General features: G+C 44.1%; 19 protein-coding genes, 2 pseudogenes and 1 riboswitch. Of the genes and pseudogenes, 16 read left to right on the top strand and 5 right to left on the bottom strand.

Annotation, left to right across the window (positions count from 1 at the left end; translation table 11 throughout):
- A partial coding sequence (locus A136_RS18865) for an ABC transporter permease (RefSeq protein ID WP_017063801.1) occupies nt 1-927 on the top strand: 927 nt, incomplete at its 5' end.
- A gap of 570 nt (nt 928-1497) precedes the next feature.
- Nucleotides 1498-3039: an alanine/glycine:cation symporter family protein gene (locus A136_RS18860; protein ID WP_017063800.1), complete on the top strand. Its 1542-nt coding sequence runs from the start codon at nt 1498-1500 to the stop codon at nt 3037-3039.
- Nucleotides 3040-3182: 143 nt separating this feature from the next.
- On the opposite strand, the gene A136_RS18855 is transcribed toward A136_RS18860, so the two are convergent.
- From A136_RS18855 to A136_RS22880, 3 genes are all read right to left on the bottom strand, one after another.
- On the bottom strand, nt 3183-3422 hold the full coding sequence (locus A136_RS18855; RefSeq protein ID WP_017063799.1) for a hypothetical protein: 240 nt from the start codon (nt 3420-3422) through the stop codon (nt 3183-3185).
- Nucleotides 3423-3744: 322 nt separating this feature from the next.
- On the bottom strand, nt 3745-4479 hold the full coding sequence (locus A136_RS18850; RefSeq protein ID WP_017059725.1) for a chromosome segregation ATPase: 735 nt from the start codon (nt 4477-4479) through the stop codon (nt 3745-3747).
- Between the two features lie 149 nt (nt 4480-4628).
- Nucleotides 4629-4787, bottom strand: coding sequence for a hypothetical protein (locus tag A136_RS22880; protein ID WP_004733573.1), 159 nt, complete (start codon nt 4785-4787; stop codon nt 4629-4631).
- A gap of 301 nt (nt 4788-5088) precedes the next feature.
- Nucleotides 5089-5208, top strand: a riboswitch (glycine riboswitch).
- 128 nt (nt 5209-5336) lie between these two features.
- On the opposite strand from A136_RS22880, the gene A136_RS18845 reads away from it, so the two are divergent.
- The 4 genes from A136_RS18845 (at nt 5337) to A136_RS18830 (ending at nt 10398) form a co-directional block, all read left to right on the top strand.
- Entirely contained in the window at nt 5337-6707 is a 1371-nt protein-coding gene (locus A136_RS18845) for an alanine/glycine:cation symporter family protein (protein WP_017063798.1), read from the top strand.
- Nucleotides 6708-7091: 384 nt separating this feature from the next.
- Nucleotides 7092-7904, top strand: coding sequence for a winged helix-turn-helix domain-containing protein (locus A136_RS18840; RefSeq protein ID WP_017063797.1), 813 nt, complete (start codon nt 7092-7094; stop codon nt 7902-7904).
- Nucleotides 7901-8362, top strand: a complete 462-nt coding sequence (locus A136_RS18835) for a hypothetical protein (protein ID WP_017059728.1) — start codon at nt 7901-7903, stop codon at nt 8360-8362. The genes A136_RS18840 and A136_RS18835 overlap by 4 nt, the downstream gene beginning before the upstream one ends.
- A 560-nt stretch (nt 8363-8922) precedes the next feature.
- Nucleotides 8923-10398, top strand: a complete 1476-nt coding sequence (locus A136_RS18830) for an aerolysin family beta-barrel pore-forming toxin (protein WP_017063796.1) — start codon at nt 8923-8925, stop codon at nt 10396-10398.
- A gap of 101 nt (nt 10399-10499) precedes the next feature.
- Here the strand turns inward: A136_RS18830 and A136_RS18825 are convergent, their stop codons facing one another.
- Nucleotides 10500-11135, bottom strand: coding sequence for a LysE family translocator (locus A136_RS18825; protein ID WP_017058961.1), 636 nt, complete (start codon nt 11133-11135; stop codon nt 10500-10502).
- Nucleotides 11136-11431: 296 nt separating this feature from the next.
- Here A136_RS18825 and A136_RS18820 point away from each other — a divergent pair, with 296 nt between their 5' ends.
- The 9 genes and pseudogenes from A136_RS18820 (at nt 11432) to ltrA (ending at nt 21936) form a co-directional block, all read left to right on the top strand.
- On the top strand, nt 11432-12904 hold the full coding sequence (locus A136_RS18820) for a carboxypeptidase M32 (RefSeq protein ID WP_017063795.1): 1473 nt from the start codon (nt 11432-11434) through the stop codon (nt 12902-12904).
- A 393-nt stretch (nt 12905-13297) separates the two neighbouring features.
- The gene (locus A136_RS18815) at nt 13298-13909 is read left to right on the top strand and encodes a thermostable hemolysin (RefSeq protein ID WP_005464330.1); all 612 of its coding nucleotides are present in this window, start codon (nt 13298-13300) and stop codon (nt 13907-13909) included.
- An 80-nt stretch (nt 13910-13989) separates the two neighbouring features.
- Nucleotides 13990-15549 (top strand): AMP-binding protein, encoded by a 1560-nt coding sequence (locus tag A136_RS18810; protein WP_017063794.1) that lies wholly within the window; start codon nt 13990-13992, stop codon nt 15547-15549.
- A 25-nt stretch (nt 15550-15574) separates the two neighbouring features.
- Nucleotides 15575-16258, top strand: a complete 684-nt coding sequence (locus A136_RS18805) for a TenA family transcriptional regulator (RefSeq protein ID WP_017063793.1) — start codon at nt 15575-15577, stop codon at nt 16256-16258.
- 8 nt (nt 16259-16266) lie between these two features.
- On the top strand, nt 16267-17061 hold the full coding sequence (locus A136_RS18800) for an SDR family oxidoreductase (RefSeq protein ID WP_017063792.1): 795 nt from the start codon (nt 16267-16269) through the stop codon (nt 17059-17061).
- Between the two features lie 14 nt (nt 17062-17075).
- The gene (locus A136_RS18795) at nt 17076-17711 is read left to right on the top strand and encodes a tetratricopeptide repeat protein (protein ID WP_017063791.1); all 636 of its coding nucleotides are present in this window, start codon (nt 17076-17078) and stop codon (nt 17709-17711) included.
- Nucleotides 17712-17714: 3 nt separating this feature from the next.
- Entirely contained in the window at nt 17715-18371 is a 657-nt protein-coding gene (locus tag A136_RS18790; RefSeq protein ID WP_005393404.1) for a response regulator, read from the top strand.
- On the top strand, nt 18361-19785 hold the full coding sequence (locus A136_RS18785) for a sensor histidine kinase (protein WP_017063790.1): 1425 nt from the start codon (nt 18361-18363) through the stop codon (nt 19783-19785). Before A136_RS18790 ends, A136_RS18785 begins: the two co-directional genes overlap by 11 nt.
- Nucleotides 19786-20463: 678 nt before the next feature.
- Nucleotides 20464-21936 (top strand): annotated as a pseudogene (ltrA, locus tag A136_RS18775) (group II intron reverse transcriptase/maturase).
- A 290-nt stretch (nt 21937-22226) separates the two neighbouring features.
- Here the strand turns inward: ltrA and A136_RS18770 are convergent.
- Nucleotides 22227-22505, bottom strand: a complete 279-nt coding sequence (locus A136_RS18770) for a hypothetical protein (protein ID WP_017063787.1) — start codon at nt 22503-22505, stop codon at nt 22227-22229.
- 391 nt (nt 22506-22896) lie between these two features.
- On the opposite strand from A136_RS18770, the pseudogene A136_RS18765 reads away from it, so the two are divergent.
- Nucleotides 22897-23166: pseudogene (locus A136_RS18765) on the top strand (carboxypeptidase M32); the annotation flags it as partial.
- Between the last annotated feature and the right edge of the window lie 152 nt (nt 23167-23318).

Below are 23318 nucleotides of genomic sequence, written 5' to 3'. Positions count from 1 at the left end.
GCCGATGCAAAACAAGCCGTGCTTAACCAAGAGATTGGCGGCTTCCTCGTCATTCCAGAAGATTTCTATAAAGACTTGTTGCTCGGTAAGAGCCCGACGCTTTCTTACGCTGGTGATGCTTCTTACTTCTTGGTCTACGGAACCATTGTTGAAGGGCTTGCCAAGGCCGGTGGTACGTTAGCTGCGCAAGTTAAGGTCAGCCATTTGTTAGTCGAAGGTGTGCCTTTAGAATCGGCAGCCAAAGGCTACAGTGCATTCAGCTTAAACCTGAAACCAACGTTTAATAGTCGCATGGGATACATCGATTACGTAGTTCCAGCCGTCTTTGTGTTAATCCTGCAACAAACCTTAGCCATGGCTTCTGGTTTAGTGGGTGCAACCCAAAACGCTCAATCGACATTTGGCTACTGGAGTAAGACCTCTCCAGCGAAACTGATGCTTGCTCGCTGTTGTACCTTAGTCGGCATTTATTACTTGTTGTCGATGTACTATTTCGGCGCTAGCTTTTCGATGTATGGGATAAACCAGCTCGCCTCAACAACACAGATCTTAACCTTACTTCTGCCCTTCTTACTGGCCAGCTGTTTGATCGGGATTTTTATTGGTGAGTTAGTACCACGAAGAGAACTCGTCACGGTTGTAGTGTTAATCAGTTCAATGCCACTGATCTTCTCTTCAGGTTTTATCTGGCCAGTTGAAATGATGCCTGAATGGTTAGTTCTGTTATCACAGCTATTCCCAAGCACACCGGCTATCCAAGGCTTCTTAGCACTTAATCAGATGGGTGCATCTTGGCAAGAAGTGGCGTCTCAATGGACATTACTATGGGGACAGGTTTTATTGTGGGGTTCGTTATTGGCACTTAAGCTCTACCACAAATCCAGCAAAAGCACAGTTGGCAATAGCAATAGTCATCGAACCGTTTAGTTTTATGTGCTAGCGGAAAGTATTCATGCTTTCCGCTCATCAAAAAGCTCTGATAAAGGGCTTTTTTAATATCCTCAGATCCGAACACACCTTTAGCCTTCGTATGTTTAAACACCTCGAAAACATATCGAATACTCGAACTCTCCTACGTTCCCTCTATGTCCCCCCTATGCCCCTACAGCCCATCACTCTGAATTCTCCTTCACCCGTCCCTAAAACAACTACTGCATATACTTTTCTCAGCCTACAAAGCACCGACTTATTCCCAAATGATGACAAAACCCGAACAATTGTAAATTTATTGTAAAAATTTCTTTGTTGGCATTATTTTTATGTATAGGATTATCAGTAGGACTTGGTAGCCCGAATACCATAGTCTTATTGGTGCACATACCAAAAGGATATCCATACAAAGCAAGATCAGTACTTATATTTATTTCGTTTTTCGACCTAGCTACAGCCGTTTATGTTGCCGTCGAATGAAGTAGATAAACCACTGAGATATACAAATCAAATAGAAAACAAACACAACAGCAACAAACATAATTTATTAAAAAGACAGGGAAAACCATGAAAAACATACGTGAATTATTTTTTGGGTTTATATTATTGTTTAGTTCCAGTGCATTTGCAGAAGAAGGATCATTTAACCAAGCTATCAGCAACTTAAGTCAAAGTGTTGATGGGTTTTTCAACGACTACACAGGATGGTTCGTTGGACTCATATTTAAAAGTGTACCGGTTGGCGAAGCCAACTTCCCTATTATTGTTGGCTGGTTATTACTCGCTGCGTTGATCTTTACTGTTTACTTTGGCTTCGTTCAATTTAAGCGAGTCGGTATGGCTGTAGATATCATTAGAGGCAAGTACACAGACCCTAACTCAATAGAAGACGGCGAAGTTTCCCATTTTCAAGCTTTAGCTACTGCCCTTTCTGGAACCGTCGGGCTTGGTAACATTGCCGGTGTGGGTGCTGCACTTGCGATTGGTGGCCCTGGCGCGACATTCTGGATGATCTTGTGTGGCCTTCTGGGTATGGCTTCTAAGTTCTGTGAGTGTACCTTAGGTGTGAAATACCGAACTATCCTACCTTCAGGTGTTGTTTCGGGTGGTCCAATGTACTACCTAAGCCAAGGTCTGGGTGAAAGAGGTTTAGGCGGACTAGGTAAAGTGCTCGCTATTGGTTTCGCATTAATGTGTATTTTGGGCGCATTGGGCGGCGGTAACATGTTCCAAGCTAACCAAGCACACGCCATGTTAACTTACGCATTTGATGTACCAAGTGAATACGGTGTGATCACTGGCCTTGTACTTGCTTCTTTAGTTTTCTCTGTGATTGTTGGTGGTATGCCCTCTATCGCATCGGTAACGGAAAAAGTTGTTCCTTGGATGGCTGCTCTGTATATCGGTATGGCTCTGATTGTTATCGGTTCTAACCTTGATCAAGTCGGCCCTGCGTTCAGCGCAATCTTTACAGGTGCATTTACTGGTGAAGGTGTTGTTGGTGGATTTATTGGTGCGTTAATTCAAGGCTTGAAACGTGCAACGTTCTCGAACGAAGCAGGTGTAGGTTCAGCAGCTATCGCTCACTCAGCGGTTAAAACAAAAGAACCAATCACCGAAGGTCTAGTATCACTATTAGAACCGTTCGTTGATACGGTAATCATTTGTACAATGACCGCATTGGTTATCACTATCGCTGGTTTAAACGTAGGTCCATTCGATGGCTCTGGTTTAACGGGTGTAACGCTGACTGCTGCATCGTTTACTGAAACGGCAGAAGTATTCAAATACACACTCGCTCTCGCGGTAATTATGTTTGCGTTTTCTACCATGATCTCTTGGTCGTACTACGGTCTTAAAGCTTGGACTTACCTATTTGGTGAAGGCAAAACAACGGAGCTGATTTTCAAAGTGATGTTCTGTGTGTTTGTTGTTATTGGTGCCACGATTCAATTTGGTGCGGTAATCGACTTCTCTGATGCGGCTATCTTTGCGATGTCTATCTTCAACATTCTTGGTCTGTACTTCTTGATGCCAGTTGTGAAGAAAGAACTGCAATCGTTTGTTGCTCGTGTGAAATCAGGCGAAATCAAAACGTATGAGAAATAACGTTTAGTGGAATGAGGTTTTGCTCTAGTAGCTAACTGCATTCTAAGAAACGACACAGCTCTAAAAACGAAACTGTTCTAAAAATTTTTGTAAGACCCTTTGCTTGAGAAAGCGAGAACAGGACTGCAACTTATCCAAAATCCCTACCAGCTTGGCTTGTGGGGATTTTTTATGTCTGAACGATTAGGCGAATAACTACCTTCAATGCCCTGCTCACTCTTTTCACCCTTTTCACTCTGTTCATCATCGTGTTCAACATCGTGTTCAACATCGACACGACGAACCAACTCTTCTACTTTGATCATCTCTTTTTGCGCTAATGGCGAGCGACAATCATCGAAACAATAAGCTATGGTGCAGTTCTCACAAAGATACTCTGGCATCACTCCATCCCTTGTCGTCAAAGCAGCCAAATGCGAGCTAGCAATCGACTGCGTGTTCATCCTGAACAACGCTATTATGCAGCGACTCTGAGCTGAAAATATGTATGCAAAGTCATTTAATAGACAACAAGTAACATATCATTGTGGATATACGTAACTATTCACAAATATCTAAGCAAACAATGAAAACACGCAAATAATCAATAATGAGAAAGCACCGGATCTATGCTCTCGACAAACGCAAAACGCCCACATCACGTGTGTGATGTGGGCGTTTCAATATTTAGTGAAAAACTAACGCTAGGTTGGTAAAGCCTTCGGCTTATAGACCCATCTCTTCAGTGAGAGTTTTGATCTGTTTGAGGTCCATGGTGTGGACTTCAATCATTTGTCTTATATCACTCAGTCGAGAGTTAGCGTTATCTTGCTTCTCACACGCGTCAGATTTCGCATCCCATGATGTGCCATCTAAGTAAACATCACACGCTTTCTTAAGAGAACCAAGATTCTGCTCGAGTTGATCTCTTTCTTTCTCAAGTTTTTCAAGTTCTTGAGAAATCTGTAATTCTTTTCGGAAAACTTCACGCGCACGCTCAAACAAAGTCGATTGCATGTCAGCCTGACGATTAAGTTTCTGGTTGTCTTGCTGAGTTTGCTCTAACGTTTGCTTCTGTTCATTTAGCTGTTGCTCTAACGAGTAGTTCGCCTTCTCTAAAACCGAAGACTGCTTCGCTAATTCCTGGAGCTCTTTTTGATGCTCTTCCGTTTGTTTCACTAGAGCGGCTTCTACTTTCGCATCGATTTCGGTATCAACTTTTGCCACTTTAGTTTCAACGGATGTCATCAACTGTGCTCTGCTGTCATGCAGTTCTTGATAACGAGTTTCGAGTACCTGGTAAGTGGACTCCCACTTAGAAGCCGTAACTGTAGAACCAATTAAGCCACCCAGTGCTAAACCTATAACCGCAGCAATGCCGATATAGAGCTGACTGCGCTTATCGCGTTCTTCTATAACAACCACTTCATCTTGTTCGCTTTGTCCAGATTGCTGGTTCACTAGCGGGTACTCCCAAAAATTTATTTAACGTTACGCGGTCACTGACACGAATGCCAATACTGATTGTGAAGGCTCAGTTAAACCTATCGCTCAAGCCAGAAGCACTTGAGCTTTGCTAACACGTTTATCCTATCTGCTCACAGACAGATTTAACGAGTTAACTCCGAAATCATCAGGCTGGCAGTATACAAAAGGAAGCTGCTAACGATAACAATCACTACCCATTTTTGCAGTTTTTCGTTTGTCCGGTAACGAAACAGCACAAATGCCAAAGCCAATAAAAAAACAATCGCTATTAATCGAGTCATAACTCCTCCTTGTTTCTCTATTTTATACCATTTAAATAAGCAAGTTACGTCAGAGACTCGTTGTTTGATCATTTAGTTGAACAACATTTGAGCAAACAGATATTTTGTAGCTGACATCACATTTTATATGATCTAGGATACGCCTACAGATTACCTAATTATTTAGGTAATTGTTCCGATGAAGACTGCAGGAGAGTGGTTTTTAACTAAATATTAACATTTAGTTAGATAAACCCGCCGAAGAAGTAAATCTTTCAGGTGCTTTATGCTGGAGAAATCCAGAAAAGTGAGGACTGTCGTTGGAGGAACCTCTGGAGAGAACCGTTAGATCGGTCGCCGAAGGAGCAAGCTTAGTGCCCGTTACTTATCTATAAGTGATTCGCTAAGTGAAACTCTCAGGCAAAAGGACAGAGGAGTGGAAAGCAACAGCCTTAATTAACACAAGAATTCTATCTAGAAATCCGTATGTATTAAGTAGTGCGCCCGATCCCTGAGATCTGCACTGCCTTCCCTCTTCTCCTTAAATTTTTAATTTATTAAGGGGAATCTATGAACCACCTAAAAGCTACACTACAAACCATCAACCAATTCGTTTGGGGACCACCACTGCTTATTCTGCTAGTGGGTACAGGTATCTACTTTACTTTTCGCTTAGGCTTACTCCAGTTTAGACACCTCCCAACTGCACTGAAAATGGTGTTCAGCAAAGACAAATCTGGTACGGGTGACGTATCGAGTTTCGCGGCTTTGTGTACTGCACTTTCAGCAACCATTGGTACAGGTAACATCGTTGGTGTAGCGACCGCAATCAAGATTGGTGGCCCTGGTGCCCTATTCTGGATGTGGCTTGCCGCTGTATTTGGTATGGCGACCAAGTACGCAGAATGTCTACTCGCCGTTAAATACCGCAGAACCGATAGCAATGGCGAAATGGTTGGCGGCCCAATGTACTACCTGCAATACGGTGTCGGCTCACGAATCTTAGCGGTAATGTTCGCTGTCTTCGCGCTCGGCGTTGCTTGCTTCGGTATCGGTACCTTCCCACAAGTCAACGCTATCTTGGACGCAACTCAAATCTCATTTGGCGCTTCGCGTGAGATGTCTGCTGTCGTTCTTACGATATTAGTGGCAGTGGTTACCCTTGGTGGTATCCAATCTATCGCTAAAGTGGCAGGGAAAGTTGTTCCTACTATGGCGGTTATGTACGTCGTCGCGTGTTTAAGCGTTCTGATTTCAAATGCCGACCAACTACTGAATGCCATTACCCTTGTTGTGACTTCTGCGTTTACCAACACAGCAGCAACCGGTGGTTTCTTTGGCGCGAGCATCATGCTTGCTATCCAATCAGGTATCGCTCGTGGTGTGTTCTCGAACGAATCTGGCCTAGGTAGCGCACCAATGGCTGCAGCAGCGGCTAAAACAGACTCATGTGTGAAACAAGGACTTGTCTCTATGACAGGTACCTTCTTCGACACCATCATCATCTGTACGATGACAGGTTTGGCGCTTATCTTAACGGGTGCTTGGCAGACTGATCTTTCAGGCGCTGCGATGACCACTCACGCATTCGCTGTTGGTCTGAATGCAGATACCCTTGGCCCTATGTTGGTTTCTGTTGGCTTAATCTTCTTTGCGTTTACAACAATTTTAGGTTGGAACTACTACGGTGAGCGCTGTGTTGTGTTCTTGCTAGGTACCAAAGCTGTATTGCCTTACAAGATCATCTTCATTGCGTTGGTGGCTTCTGGTGCATTCTTAAAGCTCGACATGATCTGGATAATGGCTGATATCGTGAACGGCCTAATGGCAATTCCGAACCTAATCGGGCTTATCTTGCTGCGCCACGTTGTTATCGAAGAAACCAAGCTATTCTTCAAACCGTTGACGTCTTCAAATGATTGTGAAGCAGTTAAAGCGTAAACTGAAGTGATTGAATACCAAGCCCGCATTCAACTGCGGGCTTTTTTATTTTCATCACATAGCGAAACGTCTTAAATTATTATGCAGCACATATGCCCTTATAAATAACAAGAATATTAAATCGACCACTATGCGATTTAATAAAGAAGATAGAAGACTACTAAAAAGAACACTAATAAAACCAACACTTAATTAGATATTACTTATATTTAACAGATTGTGCGTAGGTGTCAGGCGTTTTGTAACAAACATATTAAATTTCTTTTCGTTTCAACGACACAAAAAACCAGAAGAATAAAACATGTGACTTTAATTCATATATTAGTCAGTTTATAGTCATCTACATTGTAGAGAGAATTATAATAAAAATAAAACGTTGGCTATATGATCAGATTCGACCCGATTAAAAACCGTATTTATAACGATGAACGTTCTATTAAAGTAGGATACCGTGAAACTCGGGTCCTGGAGTTATTACATAAAAACTCACCCGATATTGTTAACAAACAAGATATTATTAGCTTCGCTTGGGGAAACGAGTTCATAGGGGATACGTCACTAGCGAAAAGTATAAGTTTACTGCGCCAAGGGTTCGTTAGATTAGGCATCAAAGAAACCCCAATCGTCACCGTTCCTAAGGTGGGCTATCGCCTTATCGATGAGTGCGTGGTAATCGACTCCCCCATCAATAATGCAGCCACAACTCCCCTTGCTGATGCGAGCAACCTGATACCCGTCGGCAATAACGGTATTGCTATCGGTGCAGCTGTTGCAGTCGAACCTAAGCCTAACCCTAAACAAAGTTCGTCGGCTTACTTTCCCACTGCTGAAAACCGAAACAAGTTGTGCTACTTCACCACTGGCTGCTTACTGTTGGCATCAGCGTTATTGGCTTTTGCTAAGGTTAATGAGAGAAACCTCAGCGATATCAAACCCGTTAACCGGCTCAGCGAGCAATGGATAGGTCAAATACAAGTTTTCCAAGCCCCTGAAATGGCGATGACGCCTGAGCTAGAAAGCATTCTCTATCAGTATCAATGTGATTGCGTGGCGTACATTAGCGAAGAAGCGGAATATTCTGAGCTCTCTATTCTGAACAAAGCCACACGCCAGTCCGTCAACATCTTTTACACGCCAACCCAACTAGATCAAGCCAGTACCGAACTGGCCCTATTCCTAGAAAGAGGTCAATTATGATGCCAATCGTTGCGCTCATTTCTGCATTCGTTTTATTGGTTGGCATATGGAGTATCCCTTCGCCCCAACCAAAAGAAGAGCATCGCTACCAACATAGCGTGGTGGACCTGATAGTGAATGACAATGTATTACGTACCGACGGATTAACGAAAATAAGTAACAACAAGGTGCTGCACCTGATGTCCGTTCAAGACGACAACATGCCCGACCCACTTGTTCTGCGATTCAGAGGAACAGCCCGTCCTTCTCAATCACTTTTCTTTTCTATTTCTGGCACCATTGACTTAGTCTCTGTGCAAAAAATAAATAAAACAATGAATGACAGCCGATTGGCGCCTTACCTGTTAATCAACAATGACCCATTAACGGTAAAGATTGATATCTTAAGTTCGAATGATTTATTTGCCATCATTAAAACGTGTAATACAGGCCGAACGCAACTTCTGGCCAAACGATAATTAGAGATAGTTTAACCACTAGCAAAAAGTGCCCTATTATCAAGTAGCAAGCTTTTCCGATATTACACATAAAAAACGGATGGTTATTTTCATTATTTTATTAGTAATACAATTATTACAGTCTTCCTTACTTTAAGTGTTTGCATTTTAAAACCGATAGCAAAGCAAAATATTCAAGTTAGATTTTTACTCTTTGTCACTCACTACCTGCCCACCTTAAAACTACGAGTATTGTGAATGGTTATACCTGTTCTTCTAATTAACCATTCATACAAACGCCAAAAATAACGTCAAATAATTTTGACGTCTAAGCCCGAATAATGGGCCTTCATTTTTCTAAAAACGGTTTGAGCCCCATCAAACAATTTACGTTCAGTTGCATACTCTTTCACCGTAAAAACACTAATGACAATACAAGCCATTGAATTAACTGGGCAATTTAATTCAACCCTTTTCAGTATCTATCTATTTATCAACATGAAAAAGTGAACTTGTCTTGTTAACTGCACGGCACACAAAACATTATCAAAATAGAAAAATTACAAATGAGGGAATTGTTAATGATCACAGTAAACAGAAGTCTCTTAGCAACCGCAGTGTTGTCTGTTCTATCAACCGGTGTAAATGCGAAGATTTACCCAGACCAAATAGTGTTTGACCAACTTGGTGAAGATGTCTGTCGCTCTGGTTATCGTCCTATAGACCGTTATGAAGCAGAAGAGCAGAAGAGTACTTTGGTCGCTCGCATGGGCACTTGGCAGATCACCGGGTTAAAAGGAAACTGGGTAATCATGGGGCCGGGTTATCATGGCGAAATTAAGCAATCAAGCAGTGGGTCAACGTTCTGTTACCCAAACAACGACCAATCTGAAATCCCCAACTATTCCGCCAAATCGGTTCAGGAAGGCAGCGAAATCGATGTTCAGTATGAATTAGTGAACAACCGTAACGACTTTGTACGCCCATTAAGCTACTTAGCCCACAACCTAGGTTACGCTTGGGTTGGCGGTAATAACAGTCAGTACGTGGGCGAAGACATGACGATAAAGCGCTCTGGCAACAGTTGGGTAATACAAGGAAATAACAATGGCTCTTGTAGCGGCTATCGCTGTGATGAAAAAACCAAAATCACCGTCGACAATTTTGCCTACACCGTTAACGACGACAACTTTTGGCATGGTGATGTTGTCGAGTCGGATCGTGAACTAGTGAAAACGGTTTACGCGACGGCAAGAAACAACAGCAACATCGCGCAACAAGTGGTGGTAGACCTAAAAGTAGACGAATCAACAAACTGGTCGAAAACGAACAGCTACGGATTCTCACAGAGCGTTCAAACAGAGAACACCTTCAAGTGGCCTTTGGTTGGCGAAACTAAGCTCACCGTTAAGTTCGAGGCTAACCAAAGCTTCGCTGAAACAAATGGCAACTCCACTAGCGAACAAGTAACACTTCAAGCTCGTCCTATGGTTCCTGCGAATTCGGAGCTACCGATTCGAGTTGAGCTGTATCGTTCAAGCATCTCTTACCCGTACCGATTCAACGCCGATATTAGCTACGATGTTGAATTCAACGGCTTCCTTCGTTGGGGTGGCAACGCGTGGCACTCTCATCCAGATAACCGCCCGTACAAGGCTCATACCTTCACCATGGGCCGTGGCAGCAGTGAATCTGCCGACATTCGCTACCAATGGGATCACCGTTACATCCCAGGTGAAACTAAATGGTGGGATTGGGGCTGGGCGATTAAAGAAGCTGGCTTATCAAGCATGCAATACGCGACTGGCGGAAGCTTACGCCCCTTCCACTCTTACGTGTCTGGAGATTTCTACGCTGAATCTCAATTTGCAGGTACTATCGAAATTGGACAAGCAACACCAATTACTAACAATCTACGCAGCAAAAGAAGTACTGATTCCGTCAACGAATCTACTGAGCGCATTGGCGACATCGAAGTTACCACCAACTTTAACGCCGATGAGTTGAGTGACTTAGGTTTCGAAGGTGCTGAGATGAACATTAGCGTCGTTGAATAACTGCGCTGTAGAATAAGATCGGTACAAAGATCTACCAGTAATAAAGCACAAAGCCCACGTCGTGGGCTTTCATATATTCATGTTCAACTGGAAACGGTGAACTACACAGGCTCTTCCATCAGAAGCTTAACACCCAGCCCAACCAACACCATGCCCGTCACGCCTTCCATCCACTTCATAAAACTCGCGTTTTTGAGCAAGTTTTTAGCGGAATTAAGAGCGCCAGCCAAACCACATTGCCATACCATCGCAATCATAAAGTGTACCGAAGCCATCAACATAGATTGCAATAAAGGCGAACCTTCAGGGTTTACAAATTGAGGTAAAAAGGCCAGATAGAAAACTGCTGTTTTTGGGTTAAGAACGTTAGACAGAAAGCCTTCACGCAAAGAACGCTTTGCACTGTAAGCCTGCTGAGCTTGTTCTCCGACCTTCAAACCGCCACCGTTTTTCATCAACGCTCGCAAACTGCTTAAGCCAAGCCAGATGAGGTAAACCGCACCTACCATCTTAACGGCTTGAAAGAGTTCAGCGGATTGGGCGAGGATTGCAGATATACCCACAGCAGAGAAAAACGCGTGTACATACAAGCCGCTACAAATACCAAAGCTCGTCATACAACCGTCAGCTAAGCCAGAGCGGCTAGTATTGCGAATCACCAAAGCCGTATCTAAGCCCGGCGTTAGCGTTAAAATAGTGATGGCAATTAGAAATGCCTCAAAGTTCAAAATATCCATATCATTGTCATTTTTGTTCAGCGATCTATCATCAATACCGTGTATCTGAACAATTCGCAAGCAACAATTGCCACCAGCTATACAACTCACTGATTTTGTGCACAATAGAACAGTTTGATTTGTTAAGAAATAGTAAATTCAAGGCATCGTACCGCCTCATGCTTTTCTCGCTATATCTTCGACTGCGAAGGTCGGCGTCATTAAAAAGCAAAGCCATAATCAAAATACACGAGATGAACCTTAACGCTGACGCAGCCCTAAGGATCATTTAAAGAAACCAAATTAAGAGTAGTCAAATGAGCGCATTCAAAAAACTAGTCGAACACTCTCAAAAATGTTCACGCTTTCAACACCTAGCTTCTATTTGTGGTTGGGACCAAGCTTCAATGATGCCAGCAGGTGGTAACCAAGCTCGTAGTGAAGCGATGGCCGAGCTTTCTGTTCATATTCACGGCTTAATGACTCAACCACAGCTTGGCGATTGGATTGCAGACGCTGAAAATGAAGCGCTGAACACTGAGCAACAATCGTCACTTCGTGAAATAAAACGCCAGTGGCAACAAGCAAACCTACTTCCAGAAAAACTGGTTGAAGCGAAATCTCTATCGGGTTCAAAATGTGAACATGCGTGGCGTAGCCAACGCGGTAACAACGACTGGGTTGGATTCGAAAAGAACTGGCGTGAAGTGGTTGAGCTTTCTCGTGAAGAAGCGCAGATTCGCGCAGACGCAGCCAATCTAACGCCTTATGATGCGATGCTGGATATTTATGAACCGGGCACCAACTCTACTTCACTTGATACCCTATTTGCAGACGTTAAAACTTGGCTTCCAGGTTTAATTGATGAAGTGATCGAAAAACAATCGAGCGAGCAATTTAACGCACCATCAGGTATCTATTCGACCGAGAAACAGAAAGCACTGGGTTTAGAAGTCATGAAGCTGCTTCAGTTCGATTTTGAACACGGCCGATTGGATGAAAGTGTTCACCCATTCTGTGGCGGCGTCCCTTCAGACGTGCGTATCACAACACGCTATGACGAAGCGGAATTCGTTCAAAGCTTAATGGGTATTGTGCATGAAACAGGCCACGCACGTTACGAACAAGGCTTACCAAAACACCTAGCAGGACAACCAGCGGGGGAAGCTCGTTCTATGGGCATTCATGAATCTCAATCTTTATTCTTCGAGATGCAAGTCGGCCGCAGCGACCCGTTCATTGGACACTTAGCGAACTTGGCTGGTCAGCAATTCTCAGGCTCAGAATTTGAGAAAGAAAACTTTCAGAAGATCTACACGCGCGTGAAGAAAGACTTCATCCGTGTTGATGCCGATGAACTGACCTACCCTGCACACGTTATCCTGCGTTACGAGATTGAGCGTGACTTGATCAACGGCAAGATCAAACACACTGACGTGCCAGAGTTATGGAATACCAAGATGCAGTCTTACCTTGGTTTAAGCACTCAAGGCAACTTCACTAACGGCTGTATGCAAGACATCCACTGGACAGACGGCGCATTTGGTTACTTCCCATCGTACACATTAGGTGCGATGTACGCGGCGCAGTTCATGGCTTCAATGAAGAAAACGGTAGATATAAACTCTGTGATTGAAAGCGGTGACCTATCCCCTATCTTCACTTGGTTAGAATCAAACATTTGGAGCAAAGGCAGCCTGCTGACCACTGATGACTTGGTGAAAGGTGCAACGGGCGAAACCTTGAATGCGCAATACTTCAAAGACCATTTGAGAAGTCGTTATCTGTAGATAAAACGCCCAACTACATTGAAGGTTTCTACTTGCAAAGCTTGCTGTGTAAGTAGAACCAAGCTGAAAAAAGCATAGTACAAGTATTGTAAGTCAAAAGTCACAATTATGGCTGAAGGGTAGCTTTGGTTCTAACTAGAAAAGGGGCACTTCTGAGTTACGAAGTGCCATCTGTGAAGGTTCTGGACAAAAACGTTTCAGAGGCTTTGCTAAATTAGTAAGTTATGGATAACTAAAAGTATCGAAAGTTGCTTAACTTGGTGTCCAATATTGATGGTGCAGATTACTTAGTGGTCTTTACAGAATAATTTATTTACAAACACTCATTCCTTAAGAGTTTCTTAAGTTTCGCGTTTTATTTTGTTAATAACTACTCAAACAAAGGAAGCGCTCATGAAACACCATGCACAAACTTCTGCAGATGGCTTTACTTTAGACATCGTTTATCCAATGCATCCGCTTTGGAGCCAAGTTATCGAGCATGTTTCTCAGCGTTATCAAGAAGCATTCTTTGCCGAGCTCAAACAGTTTATGCCGGCGTATTTAACCCTCATTGAAGGCGGCCAAATTGTTTCCGTATGCGGCTTTCGCATCGCCGAAGATGAGCCTTTGTTCCTTGAACAGTATTTAGAAGACGACGCCCAAAAGCTGGTTTCTAACGTATTTAACTGCGACGTAAAACGTTCGAACTTAGTGGAGTTTGGTCACTTGGCGTCTTTCGCTAAGGGCATGTCATCTCTGCACTTTTACCTCATCGCAGAAATGCTGGTCAACCTCGGTTTTGAATGGTGCATCTTCACCGCGACAGACCCACTTCACGCCATGATGGCGCGCCTAGGATTGGAGCCTCATATCATAGCGCAGGCCGATCAAAACAAAGTCCCCGATGCCGAGTCCACTTGGGGGTCATACTACGAACATCAACCGCGTGTGTTAGCTGGCAATTTGCAAAAAGGACTCGAACGTCTTCGATTAGTCCAAGAAAGAAAACGCAAACAAGCCTAGATAGAAAAGTAAACGTCGTTAAAACCGCAAACACAACCAGAACAACTTGGTTAAACACAACGCCAGAATATAGGTGAAGTATGAATATTCTCCTCGATGTCATTACAAAATGGGCAAAAACGACACCAGACCGAGCAGCACTTGTCGGCTACGAAGCGAATCAAACGGTTGAACTAACTTACTCTGAAGTGTTAAACAAGATCGAACTCGTTGCCGCCGAGCTTATTGCACAGAACATCAAAGCACTCGCGCTACGCGCAGAAAACGGTATCGATTGGGCCATTGTTGATTTGGCGGCGATGGCGGCAGACATAGTCGTCGTACCTATTCCGACTTTTTTCTCTGATGCACAAGTTGAACATACGTTAGAGCAATCAGGCGTCGATGCTTTAGTCGGCGATTGGCAAGCATGGTTGGCTTCTAATCCTAAGCAAAGCTTTAACCAGCAAGACCATCCGTTTTCCATTGCAAATTTGCCTTTGCTGCGTCGTAGCCAGTTGAGAGATGAAGATACACAGGTAGCTTATCTACCAGAAACCGGAAAAATCACATTTACGTCTGGCTCGACTGGTCAGCCTAAAGGCGTGTGTTTAAGCAATGATCATTTGTGTTTGGTGGCGAAATCGATCGCCCACGCAGTAAACGGCACGGCGCACTCACACTTAGTGCTGCTTCCGTTATCGACGCTTCTCGAGAACATAACCGGCGTTTATGTCCCACTCATGTTGGGCGTGACGTCATATATTTTACCCGGAGAGCAAACCGGCTTACTCGGTTCAAGCCAATTCGAACCGCATCTGTTTGCACAAGCATTAGCGACCATCAAACCAGAAAGCTTAGTGCTAACACCGGCTTTATTGCTTGCGCTCATTCATATCGCGAAACAGCAGCCCTCTCTTGTGGATTCTCTAAAATTTGTTGCTGTTGGCGGCGCAAGAGTGTCGTCGCAACTGATTAACACCGCGCATGCGCTGAACATCCCTGCGTTTGAAGGTTATGGCTTGTCTGAATGTGGCTCCGTCGTTTGTTTGAATACACCAGCCGCATTTAAAGCAGGAACGTGTGGCAAACCACTTCCCCACGCTCAGATTCGTATCGCGGAAGATGGTGAACTGCTCGTCAAAGGCAACGTTGCTCTTGGTTATTTGAATGAGCCGTTTACTCAAGAATGGTTAGCAACTGGCGACTTAGCCCAAATTGACGCGCAAGGTTTTGTCACTCTCTCGGGGCGTAAGAAGAACCTTATCGTCACCGCGTATGGCAGAAATGTCTCACCGGAATGGATTGAATCAGAAGCGTTGGCGTTTTTGCCGATGACGCCGCTGATCGTTACTGGCGATAGCCAACAAACATTATGCGCTGTCATTGCCAATAGTGAAGACGTCGAATCAAAGGTTCATGCATTAAACCGAACCCTACCCGATTACGCACAAATCCGAACCTTATTGCTACTGGACTACCCACGAGCCATCTCTGATTGGTACACGGATAACGGCAAGCTCAAACGAAATCAAATCGAACATGATGTGGCTCAGTTATTAGCGAGCACAACGCCTGAATTAACGCTGCAAGCGCAAAAGCTCCAACGCATCGATTTGCCCTTTCAGCAACACATTACGTCTTTCCAAACTGCATCTTAGTTAACGGCTTCTTAAGGAGAAGGTTATGACTTTATTTTTCGAACAACTCAAACAAAGCACTGCCGCTGCTCAACAAGCAATGTTAACTGCGCCAGTCATCGCAGAGGTTCAACAAGGAAACATTTCCAAAGATATGTATATCGCCTTTCTCACCCAAGCTTACCATCACGTTAAGCACACCGTTCCCTTGCTGATGGCGTGTGGAGGCCGACTATCTGGCGAATACGAATGGGTACGAGATGCCATTGCCGAATACATCGAGGAAGAGAAAGGCCATCAAGAATGGATTTTAAATGACATCAAAGCGTGCGGCGGCGATGCCGAAGCGGTACGCAATAACAAAGGTATAGGTCAAGTCGGTGCGCCGATTGAATTGATGGTTTCCTACCTTTACCACAAAATTGACCGCCACAACCCACTCGCGCTGTTTGGGATGGTGTGGGTATTAGAAGGCACCAGCGTCGGCATTGGTGGCCAAATGGCAGAAAAAATCCAGTCAACGCTAAGCCTACCGCCTTCAGCAATGACTTACCTGGTTTCACACAGCGTGTTAGACCAAGATCATCTGCAATTTTTTGAATCACTGATGAACAAAACCACCAAAGTGGAAGATCAACAAGTCATCATCGACTCCGCAAAAATGGTGTTCGCATTGTACGGACAAATGCTGCGTTCTTTGCCTTCTTTCTCAACCCAACAAGCGGCGTGAGGTGAAGCATGATCATTAACAACAGCACCATTCTCCTGACAGGCGCAACGGGCGGAATAGGGCAAGCCATCGCGCAAGAGTTAGCAAAACGCGGTGCCAGCCTCATTCTTGTTGGGCGAAACGAAGAGAGCTTGCAAACACTACAGCGCGAACTGTCGAATCCAGAACGCCATGACCTAGTCGTTGCAGACATCACCTCATCAGAAGGATTAACTACGATTAAAGATCGAGCGCGCCAACATCTAAAAGTGGACGCACTGATTAACAATGCAGGCAGCAACGATTTCTCGTTGTTATGCCACAAGCGACCAACGCAGGTTGCAGACGAAATCCAACTCAATCTCGTTGCGCCGATGCTGCTGTGCCAATCGGCGTTGACGTGGTTAAAACAGCCTGGGGTGATTCTCAATATTGGTTCCACATTCGGCTCAATTGGCTACCCAGGCTATACCTCCTATTGCGCGGCAAAAGCGGGGTTGCACCGTTTTACCGAATCGCTCGACAGAGAACTGTTCGCAACCGGAATCCGTGCGCTGTATTTGGCACCAAGAGCGACAGAAACCTCACTCAATAGCGATGCCGTCAATGAAATGAATCGACAGCTGGGTAACAAAACGGACTCGCCGCAAGTTGTAGCCGATCACGTTGTCACCATGTTGGAAAAAGAAATTTCCGCGAAATGGATTGGTTGGCCAGAAAAGCTTTTTGCTCGCATCAATCAACTACTTCCAAGCGTGGTTTCTTCTGCGATTCGTAAGCAGCAAGAAACCATTCACCAATACGTAAACCGAGTCAGTCACTGAAGAGGACATGGACGATGAATACCAAACAACTACTTTTCGCTTTGACGGTTTGTTCAACGTTAGCTTCGACCGCTGCGTTGGCAGGTAATGCTCCACTGCAACAGGTTCAAAAGAAATGGGCGGAATGTCAGTATAGCACGCCCGATGGTGACGAGAAGGAACAATGCTTCCATCGTGCGATTGCCAAAACCAGTATTTATCTCGACAGAGAACCCGGCAATCCCGAACTCACTATTTGGCTGGCAATCAATAAAGCATCGCTGGCTGGTGCTCAAGGTGGCTTAGGTGCACTATCACTCGCCAAAGAAGCCAAATCTTTACTCGAAGGGGTAATTGCAACGTCACCGCAAACGCTCGATGGCTCTGCATACACCAGTTTAGGTTCTCTGTATTACAAAGTTCCGGGGTGGCCAATTGGCTTTGGTGATGACGATAAAGCCGAAGAAATGTTGAAAAAAGCGTTAGAGATCAATCCAAAAGGCATCGATCCGAACTATTTTTATGGAGACTTCCTTGCAGAAGAAGGTCGAGACAAGGAAGCGAAAGTGTATTTGACTCGCGCAATGCAAGCATCACCTCGCCCTGACCGACCTTTGGCAGATAAAGGCCGAAAACTGGAAATTGAAGCGACTCTTGGGAGATTGAAATAAATCATGCGCTTATTACTCGTAGAAGATGACAAACTACTCGGTCAATCCATGGTGACTTCATTAAGTCGCCATGGTTACACTGTGGATTGGGTGGAAAAAGGGTCTGGCGTGACTAGCGCACTCAAAACAGAAGCGTTCACCGCCGTAATATTGGATCTCACTCTCCCCGATATCGATGGACTGGAAGTTCTGCGTAATATTCGCAAAGGCGGATTTAAGCTCCCAGTGATGATACTTACCGCACGAGACGACATTCGCGATCGCGTTCAAGGCCTTGATGGCGGCGCAGATGATTACCTCGGAAAACCGTTTGCACTCGAAGAGTTGCTCGCTCGCTTGCGTGTGTTGATTCGCCGTCAATCCGGTAGTGCAGAAGAAATCATTCAAGTTGGACAGTTATCTTTATCCTTATCGGAACAAAGCATTCGCTACGATGACGCGCCGCTTAAACTCACACGCAATGAATTTAAAATCCTCACCAGTTTGATGACGAACGCCGGACGCGTGCAAAGTAAGGAGCAATTGCAACAATCACTGCACGGCTGGGATGAAGGTTCAAGCGACAACGCTATCGAAGTTCATATTCACAATTTGCGTAAAAAAGCGCCCAAAGTGGTCATTAAAAATATTCGCGGTGTGGGGTACATTCTTGAAAGATAAGAAATCGTACTCGATCAAACGTCAGTTAACTCTATCAGTAGTCGTGTTGGTAAGTGTTCTCTTACTCATCTCACTTTATTTCAGTTTCCAATCTGCGAAGCACGAAGTCGAAGAAGTTTATGACGCTAGGCTTGGACAATCCGCAAAATTAATGTTGCTGACGCTCTCAATTTCAACGGAAGAGAGGACTCTCGCTAACCATCGAGAATTATTTAATGAGTGGATGGAAAACATTGAGTCAATGTCAAAGTCTGACGACGACAATGTCACAAAGTTCGGCCACCCTTATGAACAAAACTTGGTTTTTCAATTCTATCGAGACAACACACTAATCTGGAGCTCTGATCAAAGCTTGTACGCACTCTCTACGTCCTTTGATAATAACGGCTACGCTGATATCGTAAAAGACGCTACACAATGGCGTACATTTCAGATTTCACTACCACAAACAAAACATGATAATGAATACGTCGTGGTTGCAGAAAAATACAAGATACGTAAAGAGATCATCCACGAAATTGCCCTATCCACATCAATAGAACAATTGCTGATACTACCAACTTTGTTGCTTTTGCTGTTTTGGTTGATCGATAAACATTTCCGACCGATTAACGACCTGCGCACCGCCATCACACAAAGAAACGTACACCGATTAGATCGCATTCATGTAAAAGAAAACACCGTTGAACTCGCACCACTTGTCGATTCGCTCAACTCTCTCCTCTCTGAACTAAAGTTAGCCTGGCAAAGAGAGAAACGCTTTACACGTGCTGCAGCGCATGAACTAAAAACCCCACTAACAATCCTTCGTCTTAACGTAGAAAATGCGCTTGAAAGTAATGATCCGGAGCAACTGAGAGGAGATTTACTCAACATTCTGCAAGGCATTGAACGCACTGACCGCCTTATCCATCAGCTACTGACTTTAGCTAAAGTAGATAGCTTATCAGAACGTGTATTCGACACCGTTGAACTAACCCCTTTGTTGCAAACCGTTGTTGCTGATTTGGCACCGTTAGCATTGAAACATAAGCAAGACATCAGTTTATCATCTTCCAACATCGCTATATCAGGTGATCGAATGTTGTTAGAGGTGTTATTTCGTAACCTCGTCGATAATGCGATTCGTTACTCCGGCGAACACAGTGACATCCAAGTCAGCGTCATAGAGAAAAATAATACAATCAAAGTTTTAATTTCCGATACTGGCCCAGACATCCCGAAAGAAACTCGTGAAAGAATCTTCGAACAGTTTTATCGGGGTCATTCCGAACATGGCGATGGTGCGGGTTTAGGGATGTCAATTTGCAAAGACATTACTGCACTACACCGTGCAACACTTGAGCTCATTCCCAGAGAAAATAGTAGGAATACGTTTATAGTAGAGTTCCCAAAGTATGGAGAAAGAGCATAAGTAGATTTCATCAAGAAATGTGCTTATCAGGCTCACATTAGTATTTGTATGATCATTTTTATTAATAGTATTTGATTGAGTATTTAGTCTAACAAATAATGGGGCGTGCGACGTGAAGTCGTATGAAGCGCTGTTCACCGCTAAACGAGTGAACCATCTGTATCACCAGATGAACCTAGGAGCCTGAATAAAGTAGCGGCTTTGACAATGTAACGAAGGTTGGTATTTTCCAATCGGGATTGAAATCGTGAGAGGACGATCCTCCTGATAACCACAACATCGGGTGAGTGCTAGGTAGTCAGCATGATGAACATAAGTGAATCCGCGTAAGGTGCGTTATGTTGTGAAACAGCGGAAGTGGTTAATACGCTGTAGCCAAAAGGCACGAGAGTCGGAAAGAGATTGCCCCATGCTCTTTCGTGATCATTGAACTCTCCGCACCATAGCGGGCATCTAAACTGACATTGCGTGACATACGGAACACGGTAAGCCTGTATCACTCCCTACGGGAAAGCCTCTGTGGCCGATAGTGATGCGGGTAGAGGAGGTTGGAAAAAGCAAAGGCTGCATTGTAATGACGCAGATACAGGTTTGTGCCTGATCACGAAAGTGAGCCCACTTCCAACTGGTCTCTCGTTGCGAGAGAGTTTGAAGAACTTTATTAAGGAAGAAAAGCAAATGACGATTTCGAATGAGATTAGTGCATCTTCTGACAGTGCACCGTGGCAATCCATTAACTGGAAGGCCGTAGAGGCGAACGTCTTAAAGCTTTAAATGCGTATCGCAAAGGCAACTAGAGACGGTAAACACGGCAAAGCAAAAGCATTGCAGTGGATACTGACTCACTCTCGCTCAGCAAAACTTCTTGCTGTTAAGCGAGTTTCTCAAAATAAAGGCAGTAAAACGCCTGGAATAGACGGCGTTGTCTGGAACACAGACACGCGTCGTATGAAAGCAGTAAATCAACTGAGTCGGAAAGCTTATCAAGCGAAACCACTCAGGCGTATCTATATCCCCAAAAAGAATGGCAAGCTTCGACCTCTGGGCATCCCATGCATGATAGACAGAGCACAACAAGCGCTACACCTATTATCGCTAGAGCCCATATCAGAAACAACTGCCGACCCGAATAGTTATGGCTTTAGAGCAAATCGTAGCACGGCTGACGCTGTCGACCAGTGCTTCAAGTGTTTGGCTTTAAAGAAATCGGCTAAATGGGTTCTTGAAGGAGATATTAAAGCTTGCTTCGACAAAATCGGGCATCAATGGCTTATGGATAACATCGCCATCGATAAACGGATGTTGGAGCAATGGCTAAAGTCAGGCTTTGTAGACAAAGGGCTGTTTTACGACACCGACGAAGGCACTCCTCAAGGCGGAATTATATCCCCCACCTTGATGTTGATGACGTTATCGGGTCTCGAACAGCGCATTAAGTCTACCGCGCTTAAGAAAGGAGCAAGAGCTAACTTTATTGGATATGCCGACGATTTCGTCGTCACTTGCGCTTCAAAGGAAGTGCTCGAGAACGATATCAAACCGTTGATTGCTGATTTCTTAGCGGAAAGAGGCTTAACATTATCCGAAGAGAAAACGCACATTACTCATATCAACGATGGCTTTGATTTTCTTGGGTTCAACCATAGGAAGTACAAAGGGAAACTGCTCATCAAGCCGAGTAAATCCAATACGTTGATGTTCTTAAGCAATCTGCGTGAACTCATCAAAAAGCACGTAACCCTTCCAGTGAATGATCTTATCAAACTGATAAATCCTAAACTCAGGGGATGGTCGAACTATTATCGGCACTGCGTAGCTAAACAGGTATTCGGATATGTAGGTCACAAGTTATTCCATACGTTATGGCACTGGGCTAAAAGGCGTCATCCAACAAAGTCTAAAACTTGGATTGCCCTAAAATACTTCATCAACCGAAAAGGCCAATGGCAGTTTCACGGTTGGCAGAAGATCATGGATATGGATTGCCAGTTCAATCTCTTCCAAATAGCCAAAGTGCCAATAGAAAGGCATGTGAAAATCCGAAGTGCAGCGACACCCTTTGACCCTCTTTACCAAGAATACTTGGTAAAGAGAAAATCTAAAAGGCTAGCTCGTAACTCTTGGAACGAACCTGCTTCGACTGCTTTATAAGTTGCTGGGTATCAAACGATGCCTTCGTGGAGGCTTGAGCCTAGTGCAGTGAAAGTTGCACGCTGGGTTCTTAGGGAGACGGCACTTGGTAACAAGTGTCGTCCACCCGACAGATCTGAGCTAGCAGGCACTTTGCAAGAAAAGCGCCACGAGTAAAGCTTCAGGCTTATGAAGCCTCTGGACATTTCCGTTTTAGCAAGATTGCCAATTAAGCAAAGCATGAATTAAAAGGATAGAAAAAGTCGCTTACGTGATTGTCAGGGATCATTAGACCACTACAACTTCAATTGTCAGTTATAACTAAAACGGCACCTAGCCTTTGAGCAAAAAACCCTATATAACTCATCCCCACCTTCATGCTCTCTTACTCGAAAGAAAAAAATACTCTTCCCTCCCTCCTCATACGCGAGAGCTAGCTCAGCATCATCTCTTATCAAACCTTCAGCTACTAAGTGAACTTCTAATGCATCGAGTGCTTTTTCTTCTAAGGCTTTATCGTGAATTGGTTTAAAACCTCCAAATGAAAGGGAAGAAAAAAAAAGAGCAAAAACAAAAAAAACAATTCGCATAACTATTCCTTTTTTATTAGTTCAATACTAATTCCAGTTTAGTAAGAAATTAAGATTGTCGCAGCAGTGAAACTAAATAGATAGCTCTCGTTTCATGCAATTAAAGTCGGAGTTCATCATTCTTATTATGGTAAATGGGTAAATTAGCTACCAAAAACAACCCTCAGACCTCCTCAAACGCTCTCAGCGAGGATTTTGGGCTTGTTCAAGGCTATGCTCATACTACCTTGTATGTGTGTGACTCTTTCAGTGCGATTTACAGAGCAAAAACTAGCGAATTCGTTTGAGTCAAGAACTGTACTCTGCCCCCACTTTTCGTACTTTGTGAGTTAAGTCGCCCCGTTAGCAAGAATTTGGACAGCCGCAACTACCTTAAAATGCAGGTCACATTCTCCACTGGACGGACGGCGCATTCGGTTACTTCCCACCTTACACATTAGGTGCGATGTACGCGGCTCAGTTCATGGCTTCAATGAAGAAAACAGTGGATGTAAACTCAGTGATTGAAAGCGGTGACCTATCCCCTATCTTCAATTGGTTAGAATCGAACATTTGGAGCAAAGGCAGCCTGCTTACTACTGATGATTTGGTGAAAGGTGCAACAGGTGAAACCTTGAATGCGCAATACTTCAAAGATCATTTGAGAAGTCGTTACCTTTAATGGAATAAATCGATAGAGGCTGATCAGTTTATTGATTCAGCCTTTTTAATCACATTTTCAAAACATACTTAGATTGATTTGAAGGTTTTATCCCTTCATCGAACTTAACAATCACGGAAGATTCTGGTACCTACTAGCACGAAATTGGACAT

The organism is Vibrio crassostreae 9ZC13, from assembly GCF_000272045.2.
Lineage (GTDB): Bacteria > Pseudomonadota > Gammaproteobacteria > Enterobacterales > Vibrionaceae > Vibrio > Vibrio crassostreae_C.
The sequence above is the reverse complement of the archived record's forward strand: the minus strand, read 5'-3'. Positions and strand labels throughout refer to the sequence as shown.

Coding starts and splice junctions, on each gene's coding strand:
- A136_RS18835 (WP_017059728.1), top strand. CDS start 7,901: ATGATGCCAATCGTTGCGCTCATTTCTGCATTCGTTTTATTGGTTGGC.
- A136_RS18805 (WP_017063793.1), top strand. CDS start 15,575: ATGACTTTATTTTTCGAACAACTCAAACAAAGCACTGCCGCTGCTCAA.
- A136_RS18790 (WP_005393404.1), top strand. CDS start 17,715: ATGCGCTTATTACTCGTAGAAGATGACAAACTACTCGGTCAATCCATG.
- A136_RS18800 (WP_017063792.1), top strand. CDS start 16,267: ATGATCATTAACAACAGCACCATTCTCCTGACAGGCGCAACGGGCGGA.
- A136_RS18855 (WP_017063799.1), bottom strand. CDS start 3,422: ATGCCAGAGTATCTTTGTGAGAACTGCACCATAGCTTATTGTTTCGAT.
- A136_RS18815 (WP_005464330.1), top strand. CDS start 13,298: ATGAAACACCATGCACAAACTTCTGCAGATGGCTTTACTTTAGACATC.
- A136_RS18825 (WP_017058961.1), bottom strand. CDS start 11,135: ATGGATATTTTGAACTTTGAGGCATTTCTAATTGCCATCACTATTTTA.
- A136_RS18860 (WP_017063800.1), top strand. CDS start 1,498: ATGAAAAACATACGTGAATTATTTTTTGGGTTTATATTATTGTTTAGT.
- A136_RS18820 (WP_017063795.1), top strand. CDS start 11,432: ATGAGCGCATTCAAAAAACTAGTCGAACACTCTCAAAAATGTTCACGC.
- A136_RS18840 (WP_017063797.1), top strand. CDS start 7,092: ATGATCAGATTCGACCCGATTAAAAACCGTATTTATAACGATGAACGT.
- A136_RS22880 (WP_004733573.1), bottom strand. CDS start 4,787: ATGACTCGATTAATAGCGATTGTTTTTTTATTGGCTTTGGCATTTGTG.
- A136_RS18810 (WP_017063794.1), top strand. CDS start 13,990: ATGAATATTCTCCTCGATGTCATTACAAAATGGGCAAAAACGACACCA.
- A136_RS18770 (WP_017063787.1), bottom strand. CDS start 22,505: ATGCGAATTGTTTTTTTTGTTTTTGCTCTTTTTTTTTCTTCCCTTTCA.
- A136_RS18845 (WP_017063798.1), top strand. CDS start 5,337: ATGAACCACCTAAAAGCTACACTACAAACCATCAACCAATTCGTTTGG.
- A136_RS18830 (WP_017063796.1), top strand. CDS start 8,923: ATGATCACAGTAAACAGAAGTCTCTTAGCAACCGCAGTGTTGTCTGTT.
- A136_RS18795 (WP_017063791.1), top strand. CDS start 17,076: ATGAATACCAAACAACTACTTTTCGCTTTGACGGTTTGTTCAACGTTA.